Below are 25511 nucleotides of genomic sequence, written 5' to 3'. Positions count from 1 at the left end.
TTATCTGGAGAAGAAGTTTATACTTCTTCTTTTTCTTTTGTCACCGACCGGTACTGCACCTTCACTTTCTCCTCAATAATTTTATCGTCCTGTACCTCTGTATGTGTTACCACCAGTGTTCCTTGTGAATAGTTTTCGTTGTGCTGGCTTGCATCCAGCCCCAGCTCCTCTTCTTCTGAAGAAACGCGTATAGGTTGAATAAGATTGATCAGTTTGAAAATACCAAAGGAAACCACAAAGCTATACGCCACTACCACCAGCATCCCCTGCACCTGGGTGAAAAAGAAAGAAGTATTTCCATACAACAATCCATCAACACCAGCGTCGTTCACTGCCTTTGATGCAAAAACGCCTGTCAATACCATTCCCACTATTCCACCTAATCCATGACAAGGAAATACATCCAGCGCATCGTCTATTCGTGAACGACTTTTGATGTGAACCGCTACATTAGATATGATAGCCGAAACAAAACCTATAAAGATGCTTTGCGGAATAGCTACAAATCCTGCCGCCGGTGTTATTGCTACCAGTCCTACCACTGCACCTATGCAAAAACCAACAACCGATGGCTTTTTCCCACGCACCACATCAAAGAACATCCACGATAAACCGGCTGCTGCTGCTGAAGTATTTGTAACAGCAAAGGCGCTTACACTTAAAGCATTTGCCGCAAAAGAAGATCCGCCATTGAAGCCAAACCAGCCAAACCAAAGCAGGCCGGTGCCTATAAGTACGTAAGGAATATTTGCCGGTGGAATTTCTTTCTGCTCAAGGTGTGCCTTGCGCTGCTTTAAAACCAAAACACCCGCCAAAGCTGCACATCCTGCAGAAATGTGAACAACAGTACCACCTGCAAAATCAAGAACGCCCATCTGGAAAAGGAAACCCTCCGGGTGCCATGTCCAGTGAGCTACAGGTGCATACACCAATATGCTAAATAATACAATGAACAGGATGTAAGAAGTAAACCTGATCCTTTCTGCCACTGCTCCCACTACTAATCCAGGGGTAATGATGGCAAACATCAACTGGAAGAAAGCGAACAAAACAAGTGGAATAGTAGGCGCACCTGCCCATGGCGCAGCTGAAAAAACATCTTTGAAAAACAGGTGATCAGCCGGGTTGCCAATAAAGCCGCCGATGCTACTTCCAAAGCTGAGGCTATAACCACACACGATCCATAATACACTTACTACACCTGCTGCCACCACACTTTTGATCATGGTTGAGATCACATTCTTGCGATGAACCATTCCACCATAAAAAAATGCTAAACCCGGCGTCATCAGGAAAACCAGTGCAGCTGCCATCAACATCCAGGCAATGTCCGCACTGTTGTAAATTCCTTCACCATTGAATGGTGCCATGGAGGGAATAAATGCAGCAGCCAATGAAACTGCAGCCAAAAGCGCAAAAGGTAAAACAGAGCGTAGAGTAAGCTTCTTTAGAAACATATTAAAATTTTAAATGTTTATTATTTGAAGCAATTTAGGCTGTTTTAGCTGCTGCTGAAGAGGAAATAATTAAATATTTTTATTTACCATGTAAAGAAAAGGGCGCAAAAAGCCTTTTGAATAGTTGTTATAAGCTGGGAAAATCAATCAAGAACGGAGCAACAGGTCGCAAGGCTTAAGGCCTGTATGCTTTTTGAACGCAGTAGAAAAATGAGAGATAGAGGAATAGCCTAATAGCGCAGAAACATCTGTTACGCTTAGGCCTTTTTCATACAGCAGGTATTTAGCATGTTCCATGCGCTGCTGCTGGTAAAAGTCGAAAATGGTGGTGCCGTAGATCTCTTTGAAACCTTTTTTCAGGTAACACTCATTGATTGCCACCTTCCGGCTAAGCTCTTTTATAGTGATGGGATCACCAATATGCTGAAGAAGTATTTCCCTGGCGAGGTAGATCTTTTCTCTACCAGCCTCATCTGCCAAAAACTTACAGGCAAATCCTTCCTCCTTCTCATCTACCAAGCACTCCAGGCTGTAAAGCAGCACCTCGTGTATCTTGGCATTGATGAAAATATTCTCAAGGCTGCCGGTATAGGTATGGTTAAGGAAACCATCTAATACATTGCGTTTACGATTGCACAGCGGGAAAACCTTGGTAAAAGAAGACGGGTGTTTGAAAGCAAGCACTTCATCTTTCCTGTTGCTCACTTTTACATTGTGTGTAAACTGGTTGAGAAAAGAACCGGTAAAGTGAAAGCTGTAAACATCAAGCGTTTGAATTTTACCACTACAATTTGTAGTTGGAAACTCATGGCAACTACTGCAGCTCTTTTCCTGGCAGTAGCGGTTTCCACTTGTACAAAACCTGAGCTCCAGGTAATTTTTGCTGGAATTGTTGCCGTGGTAATGGTAAACCATCATGCCCATGTCGTCACTAGAGAACTTGCCGTTAGGGAAAAACCTGCGAATAGAATACTGAACGGAACCAGGCAGATCCTGCTCTTTCTCAAAGAGAAGATCAAGAGGCACTTCCTGCGCTGGCTGGTTAGCCATCCGTAAAATATCTAGTGGTTTGAACATGTGCGGCAAAATTAATGTACAAACATGGATTTGCAGGCAAGTAAAAAATGATTTGACATTTTTATGGCAAGAGAAGGAGAAGGGAGGCATTAGACAAGAGGCGTTAGGAAGTAGAAAAAGACACTAACTATAAAACTTCAACCTCATAGTCAGGAACAACATTAAAACATTTAGCATGTTCTATTTCGTACTTCGCACTTCGTACCTTAAACTTATGCCTCTACAGCATCTGGAAAATGGAAAGAAAAGCAATGATGGCAGCAATGAAAACAACAATGAAGCTGCTTACCCTCCAGAAAGTTTTAGGTTGGTTGAAGCTACGCTGCGCAAAAGCTATAGCTGCTATTGAAAAGGCAAGGCAGACGAAAGCTAGTAACCGCGCATTGGCCAAAAAACCAGGAAATTGATCAAGGAAAGTAGAGGTGCGTGCAGCAGGCGATAGATTGCCGGAACTATAAAACACCATCATCCACCGCAGCTGAATGTAAAGCGCAGGAAGCAGGCAAAGAATGGCAAAGAGTTCATACGTCTTTTTTGGTGCTATTGCTGTACTCATAAGTGTAGGTATGTTGTTTCTAAAGATACAGCAACTGCTTCATGTACAGCAGGTAAGGAAACAAGATGTACTTTTGACCACTCTAAATAACGATGCTGATGAACGATAAGCGTACAAGACCGTTACGTGTACTGGTTGCCAAAGTAGGACTTGATGGGCATGACCGCGGAGCTAAAGTGATAGCAACAGCACTTCGCGATGCAGGTATGGAAGTAATTTATACTGGCCTGCGCCAAACGCCTGAAATGGTGGTGAATGCCGCACTGCAGGAAGATGTGGACGCAATAGGCATCAGCATTTTGAGCGGCGCTCACATGACGGTATTTCCCAAAGTAATACAACTGATGAAGGAAAAGCAGATGGATGATGTATTGCTTACCGGCGGAGGCATCATACCAGAAGATGATATGCAGGCACTGAATGAGATGGGTGTAGGAAAATTATTTGCACCCGGCACCCCCACCAGCGACATCGCATCCTATATACAGGAATGGGCAAATACCAACCGGCCGTTCTGATACACGGCAGCATCCTACCTACAGGATGCTGCCTTCGAAGTTTAGCAACAGCAGCAATCTGCTTCCTCCATCTCTACCAGTTCGCCTGCCTCATTTACCGAACAATGGCTGAATGCATTGTCCATCTCTACCTCTTGATTTTGCTGTGATCTCTGCTTTGCTTTAGAAGCGGCAATAGCTAATAAGGTTACTGTTGATAATGAAATTCTGTGTGTCATAACTGGATGTTTTGGTGATTTTTTGTTTTGATGAAACAAAGTTGCCCCCTAAAACAGCCGTTGAAAAATGAAATAGCACCAATCACTAATATGGAACGATGAATGACTGCTAACTGGAGATCAATAAAACTAAATCTTTGGCAGTGTTACCTGTTTTGTTTTACTGATCACCCGCAGGCCAACTACTATGATAACGGTAATAACTAAAGACATTGATTCATGAAGACCAGCATTTCGCATGAGCAGGTATGCAGTTCCGCCTATTGCACAAGCTGTAGCATATAGTTCGCCACGTGTAAGCAAGGCAGGTACACGGTTGCTGAGAATGTCGCCCAATAAGCCGCCAAAAGTAGCAGACATAACACCCATGATAACTGCATACACTTCATTGATACCATTGTCTAAACTGCGCTCAATTCCACCAATGGTAAACATGCCCAAGCCAATAGCATCAGTATAAAACAAAGTGGCCGTGAAACGACCCGTGTTTTTCTTAAGAAGCGATACAATGAGAACAGCAGCCACTACCAATGAAAGCGCTATATAATCATTCATCCAGTTGATACGAATGCCGATAAGCAGGTCGCGTAAGGTGCCGCCACCATAAGCAGTGGCAAAAGCAAGTACACCTGCACCAAATATATCCATCTGGTTGGTGCGTGCTTTTAGCGCCCCGGTAACCGCAAATACAAAAATCCCTATATAGATGATGATGTCTATAATATTCATAACAGGAAGATAGAAAACAAAGAAATAAAAGTGGCCATTGCTATCTTGCAGGGGAAGGAGGAGGAGGTTTCAGGTTTAACGTTTGAGGTTTAACGTTTGAGGTTTAAGGTTCAAAGTTTCGGAACTTCTAATCAGCGGTTACTATTGAGACAGAAACCTGAAATCATAAACCATGAAGTTCATAACCAACCACCATCAACAATCAGAAATCAAACATCAGACATAACCTAATATCAAAATATCAACATCCCGAAATCTCAAAATCATAAAATAACCAAGTATGCCATATCAAACACTTCTAACCAAGCTTGAGAATAACATATTTACAATTACCATTAACCGACCAGATAAACTGAACGCACTAAGCAAACAGGTAATGAATGACCTGGATGAGGTAATGGATGAGGTTTATAAGAACGATGATATCCGCAGTGTAATTATAACGGGCGCCGGAGAAAAGGGTTTTGTAGCTGGTGCTGACATCAGTGAGTTTGTAGGCTTAAGTGTAGACGAAGGAAAGAACCTGGCAAAGCGCGGTCTTGATATATTCTTCAAAATCGAGAATTGCCCTAAGCCGGTAGTAGCTGCGGTTAATGGTTTTGCTTTGGGTGGCGGCTGCGAACTTGCAATGGCTTGTCATTTTAGAATAGCAAGTGAGAATGCCAAATTTGGCCAGCCGGAAGTAAATCTTGGATTGATACCAGGTTATGGCGGCACTCAACGACTGGTACAATTGATCGGAAAAGGAGGAGCTATTGAGTTATTGATCTCAGGAAATATCATAGATGCTAATACTGCTCTGCAATATGGATTGGTTAACGCAGTGGTACCGCAGGCGGAACTCCTAGCTAAAGCAACTTCTATACTTGCTGTTGTAAATACCAAAGCTCCGTTAGCTGTAGCGAAATGCATAGAAGCTGCCAATGCAGTTTATAAAGAAAGCGTAAACGGTTATGATGTAGAAATGAGCGGCTTTGGAAACTGTTTCGCAACCGAAGACGTAAAAGAAGGAACAGCAGCGTTTTTAGAGAAGCGGAAAGCGAATTTTATTGGGAAGTGAGTGGAGGCATGAGGGATGAGGTATGAGGCGTGAGGTTTGGGGTATGAGGCGTGAGGTTTGAGGTTTAAGGTTTGAGGTTAGAGGTATCCATTTCCAAGCTTCGCACTTGTCAACCTCCAACTTCCAACCAGCAACTAATGACGACTCTTCCGGAAACACCCTTTCCTCTTTTTCGTACTCACGTTTAATTCCTTCTATTTGGTTTGCTGTTTCTAAAGTCAAACATCCGGCTGCTGCTACAGAACCTTTTTTTAAACAAAAAACCCCGGCCAGGGCCGGGGCATATTTTATCAAGAACGTTAAGATTAGTAACCGAAAAGTTCTTCCAAACTCACTTTCTTCACTTCACCATATTTCTTTAGTTCATCAAGGTTTACCCTTTTATCTGAAGCTACAATAGCATAAGTGTAAGGCTTTTTAGACAGTGAAGACTGGTGATACTTATTGATATCATCCATTTTAAGGTTTGCATATTGTACGTAATTGTCTTTACGCATATCATGAGTAACACCCTTTTTTTCTGCTGATAGATAGCTGTTGATGATACCATCTTTTGTGATGCGATCTGTTTCTATATCCTTCATCAACGACTTCTTAGCATTCTCAAATCCTTGCTCCGCTTTAGGCAGATCAGTCAGCAGTTCGTTCATACCAGCAATAGCTTCGTGCAGCTTATCTGCCTGGCTTCCTACGTAGGCTACCACAGCAAAATTGTCGTTTTTCTTACCTGGGTTTTGTACAAACGCATAAGTAGAATAAGCCAGCGCTTTTGATTCACGAATGGTTTGGAAAACAATAGAACCCATTCCACCACCAAAGTAACCGTTGAAAAGATTCACCAGCGCCTCCTGCTTTGGATCGTAAGCATCCAGGTTTTTAACCCAGTAAATTTCCGCCTGTACCTGGTCGTAGTCAGCAAACAATACCTTGTTCTCTGTTTGCTGCTGGCGGTTGAATGCTACAGCGTTTGGATTTTCGCTCCAGCTGGCAGGCAACTTGTGCACAGTCTGCAATTGTGCAGTAAGCGCAGGTAAAGCCGTAGGACCATAATAAGTGATCTTGTGCTGGTAGTTCATCATGTTGCGCAACAGGTTGGTCAGATCTTCTGCTTTCAGGTTTTTTAGTTCCTGCTCGCTCAGCACATAGTTTGTTGGATTGACAGCTCCATAAGTAGCATAACTTCTAAGTGCATTGGCAATAGCCTGCTTATTCAGCTTGTTATTTGCTCTTGCTTTCTCTGTACGATTTTTCAAACCTTCAAGCGCAGCAGCATCAGGCTTGGCATTGCGTACCAGGTGTTCAAAAAGGTTCACTGCTTTATCAAAATTTTCCTGAAGACCACTGATAGAAACAACGGTCTCTTCGTTTTGAACAAATACATTGAAGCTACAAGCAAGGTTGTAAAACTCTTTGCTGATCTCTTCTGCACTCATTTTATCTGTTCCAACAAATTGGATGTATTGAGCAGCCATACCCAATAATTTGTTGTTCCAGTTGCCCTGGTCGAAACGGTAAGTCAAACGGAAAAGGCTGTTCTCTTTATTAGGTACATACAAAACATCTGCATTACCCAGTTTAGCTCTTTGTATGTCCTTAGCATAATCAAGGAAAAGAGGCTGAACGTTTGGCAAAGGCTTTTCTACAAAACTCTTTACATAATCGGATTGCTTACCTGCATTTGTTTCTACCGGCGTGATTGGTGGCTTATCAACCTTTACAATCTCTTTGTCTTCACCTTTCCTCTTATAGATAACTATGTAGTTGTTACCAAAGAATTTGTTCGCGAAATCAACGATCTCTTTTTTAGTAACCTTACCCATCTCGTCCAGCTCAGCTACTTCTGCATTCCATTTGTTACCACGGTTTTTGATGAATGCATCGGTTAGGCTGGAACCACGTGAAGCGTTATTTTCTAAAGCCTGCAGTTCACTTAGTTTGTAATTAGCAACGATCGCTTTCAACAGGCTTTCATCAAAGCTGCCTTTCTTCAGAATGTCCAGCTGCTGCATCAGCAGGTCTTTCACTTCTTCCAACGACTGACCCTGCTTTGGTGAAGCCAGCATTTGGAAAAAGCCATAGTCTTTGTACTGCTGAGAACCAGCGGCCGCACCCAGTACTTTTTGCTGCTTGTTCAGGTTAAGATCAAGCAAACCAGCTTTGCCATTAGATAAAATAGAACCAATGATATCCAGCAGCATTTCCTCTCTTGTTCCTTCAGCACCAGAGCGGAAATAGATACGCATTGTTTCTGCGCTAGGACCATAAATATCTTTTACTATAGGACCAGCAATGGGCTTCTCAATTGGTCCTTTGTAGCCTTCTACCGGCTTAGACTTCATATAACCCATGTACTTATCTACCAGCTTGATCGTCTCATCAAACTCAAGATCACCAGCCATTACTACAGCCATATTGTTTGGCACATAGTACTTATTGTAGTACTCACGGATAGCTTTGAGAGAAGGATTTTTCAGATGCTCAATGGTACCAATAGTTGTCTGCTGACCATAATTGTGTGTTGGAAACAGCAGCTCATGCGATGCCTCCTGTATCTTCCATGCATCGTTGTCCAGCGAACGGTTCTTTTCTTCGTAAACCGCCTCAAGCTCGGTATGAAAAATGCGCAGAATTGGGTTGCGGAAACGCTCTCCTTGCACCATCAAAAACTTCTCAGTTGCATTAGCTGGAATGTCCTCATCATACACCGTTTCCTCTACCCATGTATGGGCATTGGTACGCTGCGAACCGATAGACTTCATCATCTTATCGTATTCATTAGCTATGGCAAATTTTGCTGCTTCGCCCGATACTTTATCTATTTCTTTATAGATCTCTTTGCGCTTAGCTTCGTCTTTGGTGCTGTTGTACTGCTCGTACAGTGCATCAATCTTATCCAGCAATGGCTTCTCCTTTGCCCAATCTAAAGAACCAAACTTGTCGGTGCCTTTAAACAACATGTGCTCCAGGTAGTGAGCAAGGCCAGTATGATTTTTCGGGTCGGTATTGCTGCCGGTGCGAACCGCAATATGCGTAGTGATACGCGGCTCTTTTTTGTTTTGAGAAAGAATAACAGTAAGGCCATTTTTGAGTGTGTAAAAACGAGCACCCATCGGGTCGTTGGTTACATACTTGTACGGGTAGCCGCCACTGGTGGCAGTCTTCCATTCATACTTTTGAGCCATCACCGCCAGTGAATTGGCAGAGAGAAAGGCTACAACTAGTAGCTGTTTTAATCGCATAGAAGTGTTTGTTTTAAAAAGGTAAAACTGCAGGATTCGGCATGCAGTAAAGCTGAAAGTAAAGAAAACAAAGGCTGCAGCGGCAGTTTACATTGTTAAGCGGTTGTTAGGTATTACAAGAGGAGCAGAAGGATTAATGTAATTACAGCTTGTCGTAAGGCTGGTGGGTTATTTTGGTAACGAACATTTGTTTGCTAATCAGCTCCGGTTGTGTCACTCACTTGTACGGTATCTTTTCAAGCAGCGGGTTGCCATGCTGAGAACGAAACACCCTCAGCACAAACAACAGGTTTGAACGAAGAGGATGCCTCCTGTCGTCGGCATGACAGCAGTAGTTTGGCATGCTCAGGAACGAAGCATCCCCTGCACCCCAACAGGTTTCCAAGGAAAGGGATGCCTCCTGCCGTCGGCATGACAGCATTGGTTTGTCATGCTGGGGAACGAAGCATCCCCTGCACCCACAACAGGTTTCCACTGAAGGAGATGCCTCTTGGCGTCGGCATGACAGCATTGGTTTGTCATGCTGAGGAACGAAGCACCAGCACCAACAACAGGTTATCACTGCAGGGGAGGCCTCCTGGCGTCGGCATGACATCAGAAGTTTGTCATGCTTAGGAACGAAGCATCCCCTGCACCCACAACAGGTTTACCTTAACGGGGGTGCCTCCTGCCGTCGGCATGACAGCGGATTATTCTATTAAGCAGCCGTCGGTATGACAGCACCATAAAAAAAGGCGCTGGTTTTTCACCAGCGCCTTCTTAAATCTTAATCAATCTTTATTAACTGAATGCCTCTTTGATCTTTTCAAAAAAGCTCTTGTCGTTCTTATCAGGATGCGGCTTGAAGTTGTTGCTATTGTTCAACTTCTCTAATGTCTCACGTTCTTCGTTCGTTACGTTCTGCGGTGTCCACACATTTACGTGTATCAGCTGGTCGCCTTTGCTATAGCCATTCACCTCTGGGAAACCTTTGCCTTTCAGGCGGAAGATCTTTCCGCTTTGTGTACCTGCCGGTATTTTGATCTTTGCTTTACCATCAATGGTTGGCACCTCTACCTGTGTACCAAATACGGCATCAGGGAAAGAGATGAACAGATCGTATGCTACATTCAAGCCATCGCGGTGAAGCGTAGGATGCGCCTCTTCTTCTACCAGCACGATGAGGTCGCCGGGATAACCGCCTCGTTCGCCTGCGTTTCCTTTTCCGCTCAGGCTTAGCTGCATACCTTCCTGTACGCCGGCAGGAATATCCAGGCTCACCATTTCTTCTCCGTATACGCGTCCTTCACCCTTACATGATCCACATTTAGATGTGATGGTTGAACCTTCACCATTACAGGTTGGACAAGTAGTTACGGTCTGCATCTGGCCAAGGAAGGTATTCTGTACGCGTCGTACCTGGCCGCTGCCCTGGCAGGTGCCGCAGGTTGAAACACTGCCTTTATCTTTTGCTCCACTACCACTACAGGTATTACAAGGCACGTATTTCTTAACCTTGATATTCTTGGTAACACCTTTTGCAATCTCTTCGTATGTGAGTTTTAGCTTCACACGCAGGTTGCTGCCGCGTTGGCCAGTAGCCCTGCGACCACCACCGCCGCCCCTGCGTCCACCACCGCCGCCACCAAAGAAGTTCCCGAAGATATCATCGCCGAATATGTCGCCAAACTGGCTGAAGATATCTTCCATATTGCCATGACCACCACCAAAACCTCCGGTACCAGGACCGAATGCTGAATGGCCATAACGGTCGTACTTGGCGCGTTTATCGGTATCGCTTAATACTTCGTAAGCTTCGGCCGCCTCTTTAAACTTCTCTTCTGCTTCTTTATCGCCGGGGTTGCGGTCGGGGTGAAATTGCATAGCTACCTTACGATAAGCTTTTTTGATCTCATCGGCACCGGCCCCTTTACTTACGCCCAGTATTTCGTAATAATCTCTTTTAGTTGACATATTGTTTTTGTCCTTAACCAGTAGCTATAGCTGCCGGTGTTTTTGTTATTTCAGTGGATGGTTTGCTGCTGCCATATGGCTGCTTTATAAACCAACCGTACAAGTGTGCGACGCAACAATGCTGATATTGGAACCACTGCCCGTGCACAAAATTTACTTCCGCAATAGCCACGTGTTATTTTCCAACAACCACTTTGGCATGACGGATAATCTTATCATTCAGGTAGTAGCCTTTTGTTACCTCGTCTACCACTTTACCCTTTAATGCATCTGTAGGCGCTGGTATTTCAGTGATCGCCTCATGTTTCTCCACATCAAAATCGGAGTTGATGCTTTCCATTGGTTTCAGCCCCTTGCTAAGCAAGGTTGTACGCAGTTTATTGAAAACCAGCTGCACGCCTTCTTTTACCACGTTCACATCTTCAGAAGTCTGAATCTGTTTTTCAGCACGATCAGCATCATCAAGTACATCAAGCATACTTGTAATCACTTCTCTTCCAGCTGTTTGTATAAGTTCTATGCGCTCTTTGGCATTACGTCTTTTAAAGTTGTCGAACTCAGCAAAAAGGCGCAGGTACTTGTCTTTTTGTTCCTGCAATTCCGCCCTTAATTTTTCTGTTTCACTCTCTTCAGTCATTTCTTCAGAAAGGTGCGTTGTACCTGGAATACTGTCATCTGCATTAATGTTCATTCCTTCCATGCTAATATCCTGGGTGTCATTTTGCTGCATATCTTTTTCTTCCATACTTCAATTTTTGGCAAAAGTAATGGTCAAAGCGCTTGCCAAAGCACGATTTAAGGTCAAATTGACATTCGATTTAAGATTGGAGATTGCGGATTGAAGATTGCGGATTGAAGATTTGGAAAGGCAATTTTTTACAGAAGATCAAGAAGGTTATGGATTAAAAGAGGTTTTGAGAAAAAATCTTTCCTGGTTGGGATGAAGGTGATCAGCTACTAATCTAAAATCGTCAATCTCCAATCTAAAATAACCTCACCTTTGCCCAATGATAAAGGTGGTGCTAAATAAGAAGATAAGTCCGCGGATTGCCAACGGGCATCCGTGGATCTTTAGTAACGAAGTAAACAGGCTAGAAGGTGAACCGCAGGCAGGTGATATAGTAGAGGTGTTTAGCCATGACGGAAAATTTGTTGGCAAGGGCTACATAAACCAACGCTCTCAAATACTGGTGCGACTGCTGACCCGCAACCGTGCTGAACAAATAGATGAAACTTTCTTTTTCAACAGGATACAGAATGCATGGAACTACCGCCAAAAGATTGGTTACTCGGAAAACTGCAGGCTGATATTTGGAGAAGCTGATCTGATGCCTGCGCTGATCATCGATAAGTTCAATGACTACCTTGTTATCCAGACGCTATCGTACGGCATGGAGGTTTGGAAAGATGCCATTGTTCGGTCGCTGCAAAAGATATTTTCTCCAAAAGGTATATATGAACGCAACGATGTGCCGGTGCGTGAACTGGAGGGACTGGAGCAAAAGAAGGGTTTCCTTTCAGAACCTTTTGATACCAGCATAATCATAAACGAAAACGGGCTGAAGTTTTACGTAGATATAGAAAACGGCCAGAAGACCGGCTATTTTCTTGACCAGCAGGACAACAGGCGCGCCATCCAGCATATTGTAAAAGATGCAGATGTGCTGGGTTGTTTTACCTATACCGGTACGTTTGAAATTCATGCTGCATATTATGGCGCAAAATCAGTGTTGGGACTTGATATAAGTGAGAATGCAGTTGCACAGGCTACAAGAAATGCTGAACTGAACAACCTGCAAAACATTTGTACGTTCCAGGCTATGAACGCGTTTGATGTGCTAAAACAATGGGGTAAGGATGGACGGCAGTATGATGTATTGATGCTTGACCCGCCAGCTTTCACCAAGAGCCGGGAGCATATCAATAAAGCTTTGAGTGGCTATAAAGAGATCAACCTGAGAGGTATGAAACTGATAAAGCCAGGTGGTTTTCTTGTCACAAGCAGTTGTACCAACCTGGTGCAGCCAGAAATGTTCTTAGACACCATTTATGCAGCAGCAAAAGATGCAAAGCGGACGCTAAGGCAAGTCACCTTCCAGGCGCAGGCAAGCGACCACCCGATCATTTGGGGAATAGAGAACACCAACTACCTGAAGTTTTTGATAGTGCAGGTGATGTAGGGGGGTGAGGTTTGATGTTTGATGTTTGAAGTTTAAGGTTGGATGCTGGATGCTGGATGTTTGGAGGTTGGATGCTTGATGGTTGATGCTGTTACTGGATTATGAATTGTATTAGATGAATAATAATTCATAACCTCATTTAGAGGTTTTGAATTTGGACTTTTGAATTTTGAATTGTGACTTTGGACTTTGACTTTGACTTTTGACTGTTGAATTTTGAATTTTGAATTTTGACTGTTGAATTTTGACTTTTGACTTTTGAATTAACATGTCTTCAAACCCAATCATATTCTTCGACGGGATGTGCAACTTGTGCAGCAGTAGTGTACAGTTTGTAATCAAGCGCGATAAGAGGAAGCTATTCAGATTTGCTTCGTTGCAGTCAGATTTTGGTCAGCAGGTAATGAAGCAATTTGATATGGACCCAAGCGAGCTGGGTTCTGTGGTTTTGTACAAAAACGGAAAATTATATACCCGCTCTACCGCCGCCTTACTAATAGCAAAAGAACTTTCCGGAGCATGGCCTCTGTTGGCTGCATTTATAGTAGTACCGCCTGTTATCAGGAATGGCGTGTATAATTTTGTAGCAGCTAACCGCTATAAATGGTTTGGAAAGAAAACTGAATGCTGGTTACCCAGTGCTGAAATGAGGGAAAGGTTCCAGGTTTAAGGTTTGAAGTTAGAGGTTTGAAGTTGGAGGTTGGAGGTTGGAGGTTGGAGGTTGGAAGTTCTAGAGCTTCTGGTTATATAAATTATTAGCTACTCTACGCAAATCGATCGCAACTGGATAACGTCTTATCTCCTACACTCTCTTCTACTTTTTTGAAACCATCTACTCCCCTACCGTACGGTGCTTCTGCTTGATGGTTTCAAACACCTTCGTTACTTTATCGTACTGCCGAAGAATATCTTCAAGAGGATGTTTTTTTCGAATAGCTTCAAGGAACCGCCTGTTCTCGCTTAAGAAGGTTTTCTGCAGGTTCTGATTGTCGTTGGCAAATACATCTACGGCCATTTGAATGTTTTAATGCACTCTGTGTGCAAAACAGGTGCCACCACCTCCTATACATCACTCCAGGAATGGCAGAACCATGGTTAGGTAAACTCTCACCAACTCACGTCCCTGGCTAATTGAGATTATGGGGTTGCTGTTCTTTATCCTGTGTTTTATTCTTCAGCAACTGGAACTGCTCGTTGAAACGATCGTAGTATTCTTCAGATTTACGCTGGTTTCTCTTATGCCGGATGATGAAGAATATAACGACAGCAGTTAGAAGAAGGAAAAAAATAGCCAGCTTACGATAGATTGTTTTTTGATCAACAGGAGACAGGTCTTTCTTTTGCGGGTTCGGGGCTACGGCTTCATCATTGGTGGTTACCTGCCAGCCCAGCTTTTCATCAATCTGCTTAAGTGCAGCTACCATCAGTGGCACTTCTCCAGGCGAAAGAAAATCTTTGTGCGTTTCATATTCGTACAACAATAGCAGCTTGTTTCCTTTTACAGTAGAGCTGGCCCTGTACGAAAAGGCACTATTCCGGATGTTTGCATTAAAATCCTCCAGCTGCCATTCTTCTGGTAAAGTGACCTCAATAAACTCTTTGTAACGGGCAGGATAACCTATATACATAGGCATATCACGTGTTTTCTCTTTTGGCCGTTTTAGATAACTATTGATAACATACGCAGAGAAACTTGCCAGCTGTTCTTCTTTATCACGCTGCCAGAAATCTTTAATTGAATAATACTCATACACCGTAAAACTTCCTTTCACCTCATCATCTTTATAGTTGATGCTATCAGCTTTTATGGCTTCAAAATAGGCAGCATAAAAACTGGTGAAATTCTTTTGCATGGCAGATAAACTATTGGTAGCAAATTCTGCCCTTGCAGCATCTGCATACGACCCGCTGTTTTTTGTAACCACGGTCAATCTTACTGTTCCTTCTTTGTCAGGCGCAGCAAATATTTCCTTCACATCTATTTTACCAGGTTCATGTGCCTCCAGTGCTGTTAATCCAACGGTGCTATCCGCAAGTACAAGACCTGCCTGGTAATCAGGGTAAGAAATAAACTGCAACGGTCCACGCTGGTAGCTATTTGTAGGATCAACAAATCGATACGCACCATTAACCGTCATACGCACGGTTACATGATCGAATGCCTTTGGTGAAGGCAGCCAGTTATAGATACCTTTCTTGTTCGATGAATTGACCATGACCGGCGTTGCCTGGATGCCCATAGCCTGCAACATCGTTACCAGCAAATAACACTTGTCTTTGCAGTCGCCATAGCGCTGCGCAAAAACTTTATTGGGTTCAGCGGGTTTGTAAGAATTTACGCCCATCTCGATGCCTAGGTAACGAATATCATCCTGCACAAAACGAAGAGCGGCAGCAGCACGATCAGCATCATTAATGTATGTAGACTTGATAGCGTCTATCTTTTTCTTTAAAGGAGCACCAATGGTAGCAGTAGGAAATAAAGAATTAGCCCATTTGCGTACATCATGCCAATCATTGTATTCGCTTACCGAAACAAGGGGAAACGCCTGGTACCATGATGGAACATTCGCATCGATCTTTACAGGCGCCACATCCACCAGCGACCATACATATTCTTTGTTGTCCTTTTTGCGAACAACTACCGGATCATTTTTTCCACCTATACTTTCTACATAAAGAGGCCGGGTAACCGGTGACAGCACGCGATAATATAAACTACCCACCGGTACTGAATAACCCATGTCGAAAAAATCCGCATACTTACCATCAAGTATTGGATTAGTTCCTTTGATGCTATACGAAAACTCGATCACGTCACCTTTCCGTACATCATCGAGTAAAAGAAGAGCAGTAAGATTACCATCGTACAAATGCCTGTAAGCATCAGTTTCTTGTTGCAGAACCTTGAATTTCTTTACCTGCAACTTGTCGATAAACTCATTTCCCCTTTTGATGTTGATAGCATGAAAAGCCAGTTGCTGGTAAGCAGGATTGAAACCAACGGATACCTCCGATGCATTTTCAACACCAGATTCATTCAGAATTTTTAAAGCCTTCTTTATGTAAACTACTTCATCAGCAACATTCACTTGTTTCTCAAAAAGCATATCGAAGTAACCATCTTCAGCTTCTTTTTCCAATGCAGAAACATTGTAATTAACTGGATTGGAAACAACCCACGAAGGCATGGGAGCAGATGTAACTTTCTTGTTTTGCGCTAAAACAGGATTATTAACTACAAATAGAAAACACGTAAGAAGGAAGGCAGTAAAGGATTTCATGGCGGTTGATATACTTGCAAAGTATTCTTTTCTTATATCCATTGGTAAAGTTTTCCATATAATTATTTTTTCTTGGATTACTTTGAACCCGTCAACACCACTGCCCTTTATGATGCACATCAAACTGCTACCTGCATTGTACCGAAGAAAAACTACTGTATCCAAGACCTACCCTTTTATATGGCTGCTAATAATACTCCTTTCAGCAGCATCACTTACAGCTGGAGCTCAGCAGATCACCGGTACGGTGGTTGACACTTCAGGAAATCCTTTACCATTTGCCACCATAAAATTTATTAACAGCAAACAAGGATTGGTTGCTGACCTTAACGGAAGGTTTTCATTTGCTGCAACAAAGGAGAAAGAAAGTTTTGAAGTATCGTACCTGAATTATGAACCGCAGAAAGTAGAAGCTCTTGCTGGCAAAACAGGGCTGAATATTATACTGAGGCCGCTACCTTCTCAATTGACTGCAGTTATTGTTACCAGCACCAGCAATAAGTTGAGAAGGATACTGCAAGCAGCCGTTGAAAACAGGAGCCAGCATAACCCGGATAACTACACTTGGTACAGATGCCACATCTATTATAAAATGGTGGCGGATATTCTTATTCCAGATTCGGTTATAAAAAAAGATACCAGCAAAGAAAGCATTCGCTTCCAGAAAATAATGGATGAGCAACATATGCTGGTAAATGAAACCTATAGCACCAGGACATGGCAACGTCCTGCTAAGCTACAGGAAGACATTCTTGCTACCAGGATGTCTGGCTTCAAACACCCGATCACAAGCCTTGTAACCAACGTGCTTCCATTTCACTCTTACAACGATTTCATTAACCTGAATGGAAAGGACTATAAAAGTCCATTGAGCAGAGGTTTGTTCCAGCACTTTTCTTACAGACTGTCTGATGAGCTATTGCAGGGAAGTGATACAGTATGGGTAATAAATTTTGCACCTAAAAAACTAGCTGATGGTTTACAGGGAACCTTGTTCATTCATTCAAGTGGATATGCAATTTCTAATTTATCAGCGCATAGGATTGATAGCACCACAAGGAGAAACATTGGGATTGAACAACAGTATAAACAGGTAGATGGAAAGTGGTTTCCTCACCAGTTGAATTACCACATCAAGTGGCAACTAGCCATGTTGGGTAGCGGAACTTTATCAATGAAAGGAAATTCAGAAATTGATTCTTTAAGCTTTGTGCCACTTGCATCGTATAAGTTCGACAGAGCGCATACTGCGCGTTTAGCTCCTACAGCACACCTTACAGAAGATAGCACATGGAAAGAACTGCGCCCGGTAGAACTGCAGCCAAAAGAAGCAAGAACCTTCGTGGTGATGGACAGCATTTCGAAAGAAAAGAATTTCGACTGGATGATCCGTCTTACAGAAAAGCTGGTAGAGAATAAGCTGCCGGCAAAAATGTTTGATATAAACCTGCCACGCATCTATAGCTACAACCAGTATGAACAAAGTCGCTTTGGCTTCGGCATGCAGACGAATGAAAAAATTCTAAAATGGGCAAGTATAGGTGGATGGGGCGGCTATGGTGTTGGCGATAAAACATGGAAGTATGGTGGCTTTGGTGAAGTATACCTCGACAGGTACAAAGAGTTCATGATAAGTGGATCGTATTACAAAGATCTCCGCGATCCGGGTAGGATACAATTACACAATGAATTGGATAAAAACTACCTGCGGATGTTTCTTATGAACCGAGTTGACATGGTGGAAGGTTGGAATGCATCGGTAACCAAAAAACTAGGATATCTCACAGCAACCATTACCGGAACTAAAGAAAACATACAGCCTCAATATCCTTACCAGTTCGTTGAGAATAATACGGCTCATAATCGTTTTTATGTAAAGGAGCTTTCGCTCACCTTACGCTATGCATTTGGAGAAACAACAGCACCTGTATTTGGAAGGTATTATTCTTCCGGTAGTAAATATCCCGTGCTTTATTCGCGCATTACCCGCGGAATAATTGAAAATTCAAACATCACGTACACGCAAGCCATCGGCGCCATTAAGTGGGAAAAGAATATAAACAGGTGGGGCAAAGAGAACTTCTTATTATTAGCGGGTGCAAGCTTTAGCAAACACCAGCTGCCCATCAGTAAGTTATTTGCAGGTAATGGTTTTCTTTCAGAGGTTCGTTCTATCTATGTGTTTGGCGGCATGCAAACCATGCGTCCTTACGATTATTACAGCGATAGGTTCATCAACTTTTACTGGATGCACAATTTGCCAAATGCGTTATTTAAAGCAAAGCTTACCCGCGCCTTTAGCACTGCACCTACACCAGCGATAGGTCATAATGTTTTATGGGGAACGATGAAAAATCCTCAGCTACATGCAGGCGTAGAATTCTCTGTACCTGACAATGCTTATCATGAAAGTGGTCTTATGCTCAACCAGCTACTCCGGTTAAAAATGATGGGCATGTTCTATATGTCGTTGAACGCAGGATATTTCTATCACTGGACACCTACTATATCTGCAACAAATGGAAGGCTTGTTTTTGGAATAGGTGCAGAGTTCTAATTACCTGATCTTGTATACCATAGAAAGTCCTTGTGCACCATTCACCACGGTAGGCTTCAGAGAGAAATCCTTCAGCTTTTTATTCTTATGTAAATGAGGAACCAATATGCCAGTAGCCGCACCAATGGTATATGCAATGAAGGAGTCGCTTAAAAAATGATATCCTGCTTTATAACGTTCGTACGCCATTATTGCGGGCAGCACAGCAGCCAGCGACCATACATAGGGACGAAGTTTTGAATTAGGGTGAAAATCGCGAAAGACCTGTGCAGTGAAGAAACTAAAGGCAGCCGTTGTAGCCACATGTCCTCCATAAAAAGAACGTTGCGCACCTTTTGACATGCGCATTTCTACAGGCGCTATATTACCATACACATAAGGGCGACTGCGATAAACAAGTCCTGCAGTAAGTGTATACATACTTCCTGTGATGCCTATAGTTTCAAGGTATAAAACCGCCAGCTGTCCAAACTTCTGCCTTTGCTTTTTATCAAGCAGCATGATAGCTAAAGGATAAACATAGGAGCCATTGAAAAGTATATAACTATCCCTGTCTGCTTTGGCAGAATAATAGCCAGCATTCCACCTGTCCATAAACATCAACCTGTCTGGCGTTTTCCTTGCTAGCTCATCAGGCGTAAGATCCCGCTTATTACGTATAAGCTGGAAGCCTATGTAGTTGACGGCAACCGATGCTCCAATGATGGCAGCTTCTGTTTTGAAACGTGTAGTGTAGGGAGAAAAAGCTTTTGTATTATCCTTTACAGCATTGGAATGATCAAACGCTAAAGGCATCAGTGTATCAGCAATAGGTGGGGCTGGTGTTACTTCTAAAAGGCTACTGTCAATGCTGGATGTAGAAGTAGTATCCTGTGAAAAACAACTGAATGAGAAAAGTGCAATGAAAGAAGTAAGTAAAATCCTTTTCATGAAGAGATTGGCTTTACTTACTTTTTCAAAAAATCATGCCTTGTCTATTAGCCAAGAATCAGTGGTTAGTTACTTTTCTGCCTGTTCAACTGTGCTATCTGTGCCCTGAACATTTTTATATCCAGGCCTTGCTTGTGCATTTTTTTGATCCGTTGCTGAATACTGCTAATACGCCAGTTAATGATTATGTTCTTTAGGTTTAGCATGAAAAATTCCTCCTCAAGTTTATTTTGATGTCCATTTTCCAGGGATGGTTGCAATCATGTTTTCAACTGTTCATGTAAACGATTTAGACAGGTGAATATTTGAAATATTATATTCTTTTCATAAACAAGAAATATACATAGAGCAACACGCCCTCAAATAAGAATTCAAACCAGCATTTCTTTCCATATAGCTACTTATTGGTTTAACATAAGCTTACCTAAAGCAAATTAATCGTGGAAACTATTTTGCTTTCTCACGAACCAGAACGTTTAAATAAAACCCCGTTCGGAACTTATATGAAATCAAAAATTTTACTCCTTCTTTTCATTGCTGTTTCTTCTATTTCTATCGCTCAGTCACCTGTCAGCTTTGGTGTACGTGGTGGTGTTACTTCTTATGGTATGCAGGGCGATGCAGTGAATAATCTAAAAGACATCCTTGACTTTACCAATGGTATGGTAGCCACAGAAGATAGAAAAGGTTTTTTTGCCGGCGCATTCGCCAACATATCTGTAGGTGAAACTTTTTCTATTGAACCAGGCGTCTATTATACCCAAAAAGGTTACCAGCTAAGAGGCGACTTCAACCTAAAGGGACTTGAGTTTATTGGTGCAAATGCAAGAGCAAGATTACAATCAGAATACCTGGATATTCCTGTACTTGTGAAAGCTAATCTTGGTGGATTTCAAGTGTTCGCAGGCCCGCAGGTTTCTTATCTACTAAAGATTAATTTCCGCACAACTGCAGGTGTTTTTGGCTTTAATCTATTTGACAGGAAAATGGATGCAACAGAACAATTCAATCGCCTTGATGCAGGTGTTACTGGTGGTGTGGCTTACCAGTTTGCAAATGGTCTGAATGTTTCAGCTGCCTACGATCATGGACTGACCCGCGTAGATAACAACCGCAATGTTGAGTCTTATAACCGCGGTTTCAAGGTAGGTGTAGGTATTAAATTCTAAATTTCACAAGCTTATTCTGAGAGAGGAGTATTAACTCCTCTTTTGGCATTTATGGTAGCTCGTAACCAGGTAATAATAATTTTTCAACCTATTGCTCAACCAGGTTTATTCCCTTGACTTCAAGAACATATATTTTCTATAATACGTCCATGTGATTTAAGGATATCAACACACAATACACGGTTACAAAAATTATTTAATTTAAAATTTGGATGAATGGCATTTGGGCTTATCTTGCCGTGCATTAAAAAAAAATGGCTCCCCTGTAGAAACAGGGCAGCCTCTAACGATTGCTTGCCATATGAAATAGTTGTAATAATCTCTTTATAACTATCGATTAAGCCTCTAATGATTGCCCAACGATTTGTCGAATTGTGTATTAATTACACATTGTTTTTCAAAAGTATCTTTAATCCGGGTATAGGCAAATAGAACTTATGCCCGGAATTACATTCTCCAACATTTGCCAAATGCCCTCAAAGCATTGATGCTGCTGCTGTTGCTGCTTTTTTGCCACCGATGCCCAAGGGAAAATTTGAACAATGTTTACTTTGGATTTAGTCGTATTAATTGATCAGGTCCTTCGGTAAGTACGTAAATAATTCCATCAGGGCTTTCGGATACTGCCCGCACCCTACCTAAGCCATCAAGTAGCTTTTCTTCTGAAACATATTTACCATTGTTGACTACAACCCTTGCCACATGCTTATGAGCCAAGGCGCCAACCAATAGATTGCCCTTCCAACCCTTGTACTTATTTCCTCTAACCAGTGCCATTCCACAAGGTGCAATTGATGGCGTCCACTGGTGTATAGACGGTTCTATCCCTTCCATAGTGTTTTTATCAGAGATTACAGTCCCATCGTAATCCTTACCATGCGTAACCAGCGGCCAGCCATAGTTCTTTGCTTTTTGCACAATATTTAATTCATCTCCTCCACGCGGACCATGCTCGTGAGCCCAAAGAATATTCTTGCTTTCATCATACACCATTCCCTGGATGTTGCGATGGCCATAACTCCAGATTTCAGGCTTAGCATCCGACCTGTTGACGAAAGGATTATCCGGTGGCACACGACCATCATCAAAAAGCCTGATCACTTTGCCATTGTGCGTAGTCAGATCCTGGGCATTTTGCTTGTTTCCTCTTTCACCTGTACTTATGTACATATAACCTTTGCCGTCAAACACTATCCTGCTTCCAAAGTGGACACCGGAGTTTATGTAAGGATGTACAGAAAATAGTTCCTGTAAACCTACCAGTTGGTTGCCTTGCAACTTTGCACGAGCCACAGTGGTAGTTCCACCACCATTGCCGGGCTTAGCATAAGAAATATAGATCCAGCCGTTGGTACGGTAGTCAGGGTGAAGTACAATATCCATCAAACCACCCTGGCCACGGGCATACACTTCAGGCACGCCTTGTATTTTCTCCGCCTGCAACTGGTCATTTTGTATAATGCGTATTGATCCTGCTCGCTCTGTTACCAGCATTCTGCCATCTGGTAAGAAAACCATCCCCCATGGATTCTGCAAACCCTTTACAAGTGTCTGCACCTGGAAGAGGTCTTTACTTACCTCCTGCTGGCCAGCAGCTGCAACATTTCCATTACTTACTTTTTGTTTATCAATACAAGAAATGGCGGCGAAGGAAATAGTGGCGGCAACCAACCAGCAGGTTAACTTTTGCATGATGTATAATTGATCATGTGAGGAAAAATCTGTTTATGAGTTCTTCGACTTCTCCATTTGACGACGCAGTTTTTCTTCTACACTTCTCATCAGTGGCAACCACTCATCGCCAGAGTCAGCAGCAAAAACATCAGGTCCGGGAACACCAACACGCATGCTGAAATTTTTCTGGTTAGTAGAGTTTCCTTCTTCAATATTGAAATAAGCATCCACCCAATTTATTTCACGAACATAGCGCTGCAGCTTTACTATCATATCACGGATGCTTTGTTGAAGGTCATCTGGAATGGTGATGTCAACAGCTTGTACATCTACTCTGATGCCCTGGAAGTTTTCAGTATAATTCATAATAATTCTTTTTATGTAGAAATAAATAACACTGCACAGGGTATAAAAAACATGTACCAAAAAATGGTATGGCTATAAAATATACTTGCTGCTGCTGTAACTGAACTACAAATGTTTCATCTTTGATGCTTATCAACCTGCTATAGATGAACTTGAACAAGTTGCCTGCCGAATTGCTGATCATACTAGTAGCTTCTTTATTATTTATTCCCTTTTTAGGTGCTACACATTTGTTCGATTGGGATGAAATAAATTTCGCAGAATCAAGTCGCGAGATGATCGTTACAGGTAACTATGGAATACCCATGATCAACTTTCAGCCGTTCTGGGAAAAACCACCTCTGTTCTTTTGGTTGCAGGTTATTAGTATGAAGATGTTTGGCATTAATGAATTTGCTGCACGTTTTCCCAATGCAGTATGCGGCATCATTACACTTGTTCTTTTTTTCAGGCTTGGTAAAAAAATGGTGAATGAACGCTTTGGCTGGATATGGGTGTTGGTATATGCTGGTTCATTGTTGCCTCACCTGTATTTCAAATCAGGCATTATAGATCCATGGTTCAACCTGTTCATATTTCTTTCTATCTACTACCTGGCGCGCTATAGCAGCGAAGAAAAAATATACTCTACCTCAGCTATTGTATGGTCAGGTTTATATGCAGGATTGGCTGTTATGACCAAAGGTCCGGTAGCGCTTATCATCATAGGTTTATGTTACGGTGTATTTGCCATAACCAACAGGTTTAGGCATTTCATGCGCGTAAAGCACATCTTCCTTTTCTTACTGGTAACTACAGCTGTAGGAAGTATATGGTTTATCGCACTCCTGCTGAACGGGCAGCAGCAGATCATCTACGAATTCATTAATTACCAGGTACGGCTATTTAGAACTGAAGATGCAGGACATGGCGGACCTTTCTTCTATCATTTTATTGTTTTACTAATTGGTTGTTTCCCGGCTGCTGCCATAGCACTGTTGGCCATGCAAATAAAAAAGCAGGGAAATACGGCACCGCCACATTTTCATAAATGGATGATCATTTTGTTTTGGGTGGTGCTACTCCTGTTTTCCATTGTCAAAACCAAGATCGTCCACTACTCATCACTATGTTATTTTCCATTAAGCTTTTTGGCAGCTACTGGATTTTACAACCTATACAGGCGCAAGCTACTCCTGCCCATGTGGAATAAGATCTTGCAGGTGTTTACAGGATTTTTACTTGCTGCGGTCATCATAGCTGCGGGAAGTATTGACAGGCTAAAGCCACTACTATTGAAGCCGGGAGTAATTGATGATGAATTTGCCAAAGCGAACTTGCAGGCAGATGTTCATTGGACAGGTTTTGAGATCTTACCTGGTATATTACTATTGGCAGCAGTATTATTTTTTGCTTTTGCTAATTCACGGAAAATAAAAAGAGCATTGTTAATTCTATTTATTACTTCGGCTATTGCTTTTAATATTTTACTTGTATTGATAGCGCCTAAAGTAGAGCCTTACTCGCAAGGTGCAGCCATTGAATTTTATAAATCTAAAGTGGAAGAAAATGCCATTGTAGAGCCTATAGAATTTTTCAGCTACGCTCATTTGTTCTATACAAAACGACCGGCACACCTTGGAGGCCCGGTTACGGATAGTGTATTAGCGATGACCACGCAGCCAACTATTCCTGTATATTTTGTAAGTAAAATACAGGACGAAGAAAGACTGGCAGCTGAGCGACCAGAAATGCAAAAGATGTATACGAAAAATGGATTTGTCTTCTACCGGCTAAAGCGCTAGTTACTTTTTTGGACGATACATTTCAGAACGCATCAACCCCCATTTGCACAAACGATGTTTGATAGAAACGCCTAATACGCCAAGCCCATACACAATGCTTCGCTTCAGGTTGATACTGGATGCTTCTTCAAAATATTTGGTGGGGCAGGTAACCTCTGCTATCTCATAGTTCAGGTATATGATCTGCGACAACATCTCGTTATCAAAAACAAAATCATCTGAATTGATCTCGAAATTAATGCGCTCCAATATTTCGCGGCTAAAGGCACGATAGCCCGTATGGTATTCAGAAAGCTTTTGGTCTACCAATACGTTTTGAAAAAAAGTAAGTAAACGGTTGCTTATGTATTTATAAAAAGGCATGCCTCCACGCAAAGCACCATTGCCTAATATGCGTGAACCAAGCACTACATGATAAAGTCCATTGGCAATGATGTAAGCCATAGGCTCAATCAGCTTAGGCGTATACTGGTAATCCGGGTGAAGCATGATCACAATATCACCACCAAGTTCAAGTGCTTTATTGTAACAGCTTTTCTGGTTGCCCCCGTAGCCACGGTTTACCTGGTGTTGTACTATGTGTTGAATTCCCAACCTACGACCGGTTTCAACAGTATCATCCCTGCTCTTATCATCTACCAGCACTACCTCGTCTACTATATTGAAAGGAATTTCATTATACGTTTTTTCCAAAGTAGCAGCAGCATTATATGCCGGCAGCACCACTATAACTTTTTTACCGTTTACCATAATTCAATTT

Annotated in this window: 21 protein-coding genes; 7 read left to right on the top strand and 14 right to left on the bottom strand. The window is 42.4% G+C overall.

Translation table 11 applies throughout. The features are described 5' to 3' along the window. Positions 1 to 17: 17 nt before the first annotated feature. The 3 genes from J4N22_RS15910 to J4N22_RS15900 all read right to left on the bottom strand — a co-directional run bounded on the left by J4N22_RS15910 (position 18) and on the right by J4N22_RS15900 (position 3090). On the bottom strand, positions 18 to 1457 hold the full coding sequence (locus J4N22_RS15910) for an ammonium transporter (RefSeq protein WP_207496229.1): 1440 nt from the start codon (positions 1455 to 1457) through the stop codon (positions 18 to 20). Positions 1458 to 1604: 147 nt separating this feature from the next. Next, entirely contained in the window at positions 1605 to 2534 is a 930-nt protein-coding gene (locus J4N22_RS15905) for a helix-turn-helix domain-containing protein (protein ID WP_207496228.1), read from the bottom strand. Positions 2535 to 2754: 220 nt separating this feature from the next. Next, complete coding sequence (locus J4N22_RS15900) at positions 2755 to 3090, bottom strand: hypothetical protein (protein ID WP_207496227.1); 336 nt, start codon at positions 3088 to 3090, stop codon at positions 2755 to 2757. A gap of 98 nt (positions 3091 to 3188) precedes the next feature. On the opposite strand from J4N22_RS15900, the gene J4N22_RS15895 reads away from it, so the two are divergent. Further along, entirely contained in the window at positions 3189 to 3608 is a 420-nt protein-coding gene (locus J4N22_RS15895; RefSeq protein ID WP_207496226.1) for a cobalamin B12-binding domain-containing protein, read from the top strand. A 41-nt stretch (positions 3609 to 3649) separates the two neighbouring features. On the opposite strand, the gene J4N22_RS15890 is transcribed toward J4N22_RS15895, so the two are convergent. Together J4N22_RS15890 and J4N22_RS15885 are read right to left on the bottom strand one after the other, a co-directional pair. Continuing rightward, positions 3650 to 3826, bottom strand: a complete 177-nt coding sequence (locus tag J4N22_RS15890; RefSeq protein ID WP_207496225.1) for a hypothetical protein — start codon at positions 3824 to 3826, stop codon at positions 3650 to 3652. Positions 3827 to 3955: 129 nt separating this feature from the next. Continuing rightward, complete coding sequence (locus J4N22_RS15885) at positions 3956 to 4555, bottom strand: trimeric intracellular cation channel family protein (protein WP_207496224.1); 600 nt, start codon at positions 4553 to 4555, stop codon at positions 3956 to 3958. A 280-nt stretch (positions 4556 to 4835) separates the two neighbouring features. Here J4N22_RS15885 and J4N22_RS15880 point away from each other — a divergent pair, with 280 nt between their 5' ends. After that, positions 4836 to 5615, top strand: a complete 780-nt coding sequence (locus J4N22_RS15880; RefSeq protein ID WP_207496223.1) for an enoyl-CoA hydratase/isomerase family protein — start codon at positions 4836 to 4838, stop codon at positions 5613 to 5615. 305 nt (positions 5616 to 5920) lie between these two features. Here J4N22_RS15880 and J4N22_RS15875 read toward each other — a convergent pair whose 3' ends face one another. The 3 genes from J4N22_RS15875 to J4N22_RS15865 form a co-directional block, all read right to left on the bottom strand. Continuing rightward, complete coding sequence (locus tag J4N22_RS15875; RefSeq protein WP_207496221.1) at positions 5921 to 8854, bottom strand: M16 family metallopeptidase; 2934 nt, start codon at positions 8852 to 8854, stop codon at positions 5921 to 5923. A 780-nt stretch (positions 8855 to 9634) separates the two neighbouring features. Then, positions 9635 to 10807, bottom strand: coding sequence for a molecular chaperone DnaJ (gene dnaJ, locus J4N22_RS15870; RefSeq protein WP_207496219.1), 1173 nt, complete (start codon positions 10805 to 10807; stop codon positions 9635 to 9637). Positions 10808 to 10982: 175 nt separating this feature from the next. Beyond that, entirely contained in the window at positions 10983 to 11552 is a 570-nt protein-coding gene (locus J4N22_RS15865; protein ID WP_207496217.1) for a nucleotide exchange factor GrpE, read from the bottom strand. Positions 11553 to 11814: 262 nt separating this feature from the next. Here J4N22_RS15865 and J4N22_RS15860 point away from each other — a divergent pair, with 262 nt between their 5' ends. Continuing rightward, the gene (locus J4N22_RS15860) at positions 11815 to 12987 is read left to right on the top strand and encodes a class I SAM-dependent rRNA methyltransferase (RefSeq protein ID WP_207496215.1); all 1173 of its coding nucleotides are present in this window, start codon (positions 11815 to 11817) and stop codon (positions 12985 to 12987) included. A gap of 268 nt (positions 12988 to 13255) precedes the next feature. Beyond that, on the top strand, positions 13256 to 13657 hold the full coding sequence (locus J4N22_RS15855; RefSeq protein WP_207496213.1) for a thiol-disulfide oxidoreductase DCC family protein: 402 nt from the start codon (positions 13256 to 13258) through the stop codon (positions 13655 to 13657). A gap of 162 nt (positions 13658 to 13819) precedes the next feature. Here the strand turns inward: J4N22_RS15855 and J4N22_RS15850 are convergent, their stop codons facing one another. Together J4N22_RS15850 and J4N22_RS15845 are read right to left on the bottom strand one after the other, a co-directional pair. After that, positions 13820 to 14002 (bottom strand): hypothetical protein, encoded by a 183-nt coding sequence (locus J4N22_RS15850; RefSeq protein ID WP_207496211.1) that lies wholly within the window; start codon positions 14000 to 14002, stop codon positions 13820 to 13822. Positions 14003 to 14114: 112 nt separating this feature from the next. Continuing rightward, positions 14115 to 16313, bottom strand: coding sequence for a DUF3857 domain-containing protein (locus tag J4N22_RS15845; RefSeq protein ID WP_207496210.1), 2199 nt, complete (start codon positions 16311 to 16313; stop codon positions 14115 to 14117). Between the two features lie 67 nt (positions 16314 to 16380). Here J4N22_RS15845 and J4N22_RS15840 point away from each other — a divergent pair, with 67 nt between their 5' ends. Next, complete coding sequence (locus J4N22_RS15840) at positions 16381 to 18828, top strand: DUF5686 family protein (RefSeq protein WP_207496207.1); 2448 nt, start codon at positions 16381 to 16383, stop codon at positions 18826 to 18828. On the opposite strand, the gene J4N22_RS15835 is transcribed toward J4N22_RS15840, so the two are convergent. Continuing rightward, entirely contained in the window at positions 18829 to 19758 is a 930-nt protein-coding gene (locus J4N22_RS15835; RefSeq protein ID WP_207496205.1) for a phosphatase PAP2 family protein, read from the bottom strand. It abuts the gene before it with no gap. 503 nt (positions 19759 to 20261) lie between these two features. On the opposite strand from J4N22_RS15835, the gene J4N22_RS15830 reads away from it, so the two are divergent. Further along, entirely contained in the window at positions 20262 to 20927 is a 666-nt protein-coding gene (locus J4N22_RS15830; protein WP_207496198.1) for a porin family protein, read from the top strand. A 546-nt stretch (positions 20928 to 21473) separates the two neighbouring features. Here the strand turns inward: J4N22_RS15830 and J4N22_RS15825 are convergent. Continuing rightward, on the bottom strand, positions 21474 to 22619 hold the full coding sequence (locus J4N22_RS15825) for a PQQ-dependent sugar dehydrogenase (protein WP_207496196.1): 1146 nt from the start codon (positions 22617 to 22619) through the stop codon (positions 21474 to 21476). 33 nt (positions 22620 to 22652) lie between these two features. Next, positions 22653 to 22967 (bottom strand): HPF/RaiA family ribosome-associated protein, encoded by a 315-nt coding sequence (locus J4N22_RS15820; protein WP_207496194.1) that lies wholly within the window; start codon positions 22965 to 22967, stop codon positions 22653 to 22655. A gap of 146 nt (positions 22968 to 23113) precedes the next feature. Between J4N22_RS15820 and J4N22_RS15815 the strand changes: the two genes are divergently transcribed. Next, the gene (locus J4N22_RS15815) at positions 23114 to 24751 is read left to right on the top strand and encodes an ArnT family glycosyltransferase (RefSeq protein WP_207496192.1); all 1638 of its coding nucleotides are present in this window, start codon (positions 23114 to 23116) and stop codon (positions 24749 to 24751) included. On the opposite strand, the gene J4N22_RS15810 is transcribed toward J4N22_RS15815, so the two are convergent. Further along, complete coding sequence (locus tag J4N22_RS15810) at positions 24752 to 25501, bottom strand: glycosyltransferase family 2 protein (protein ID WP_207496190.1); 750 nt, start codon at positions 25499 to 25501, stop codon at positions 24752 to 24754. Between the last annotated feature and the right edge of the window lie 10 nt (positions 25502 to 25511).

This window comes from Aridibaculum aurantiacum, from assembly GCF_017355875.1.
Taxonomy (GTDB): domain Bacteria; phylum Bacteroidota; class Bacteroidia; order Chitinophagales; family Chitinophagaceae; genus Segetibacter; species Segetibacter aurantiacus.
This window is presented reverse-complemented; position numbering and strand designations above follow the sequence as displayed.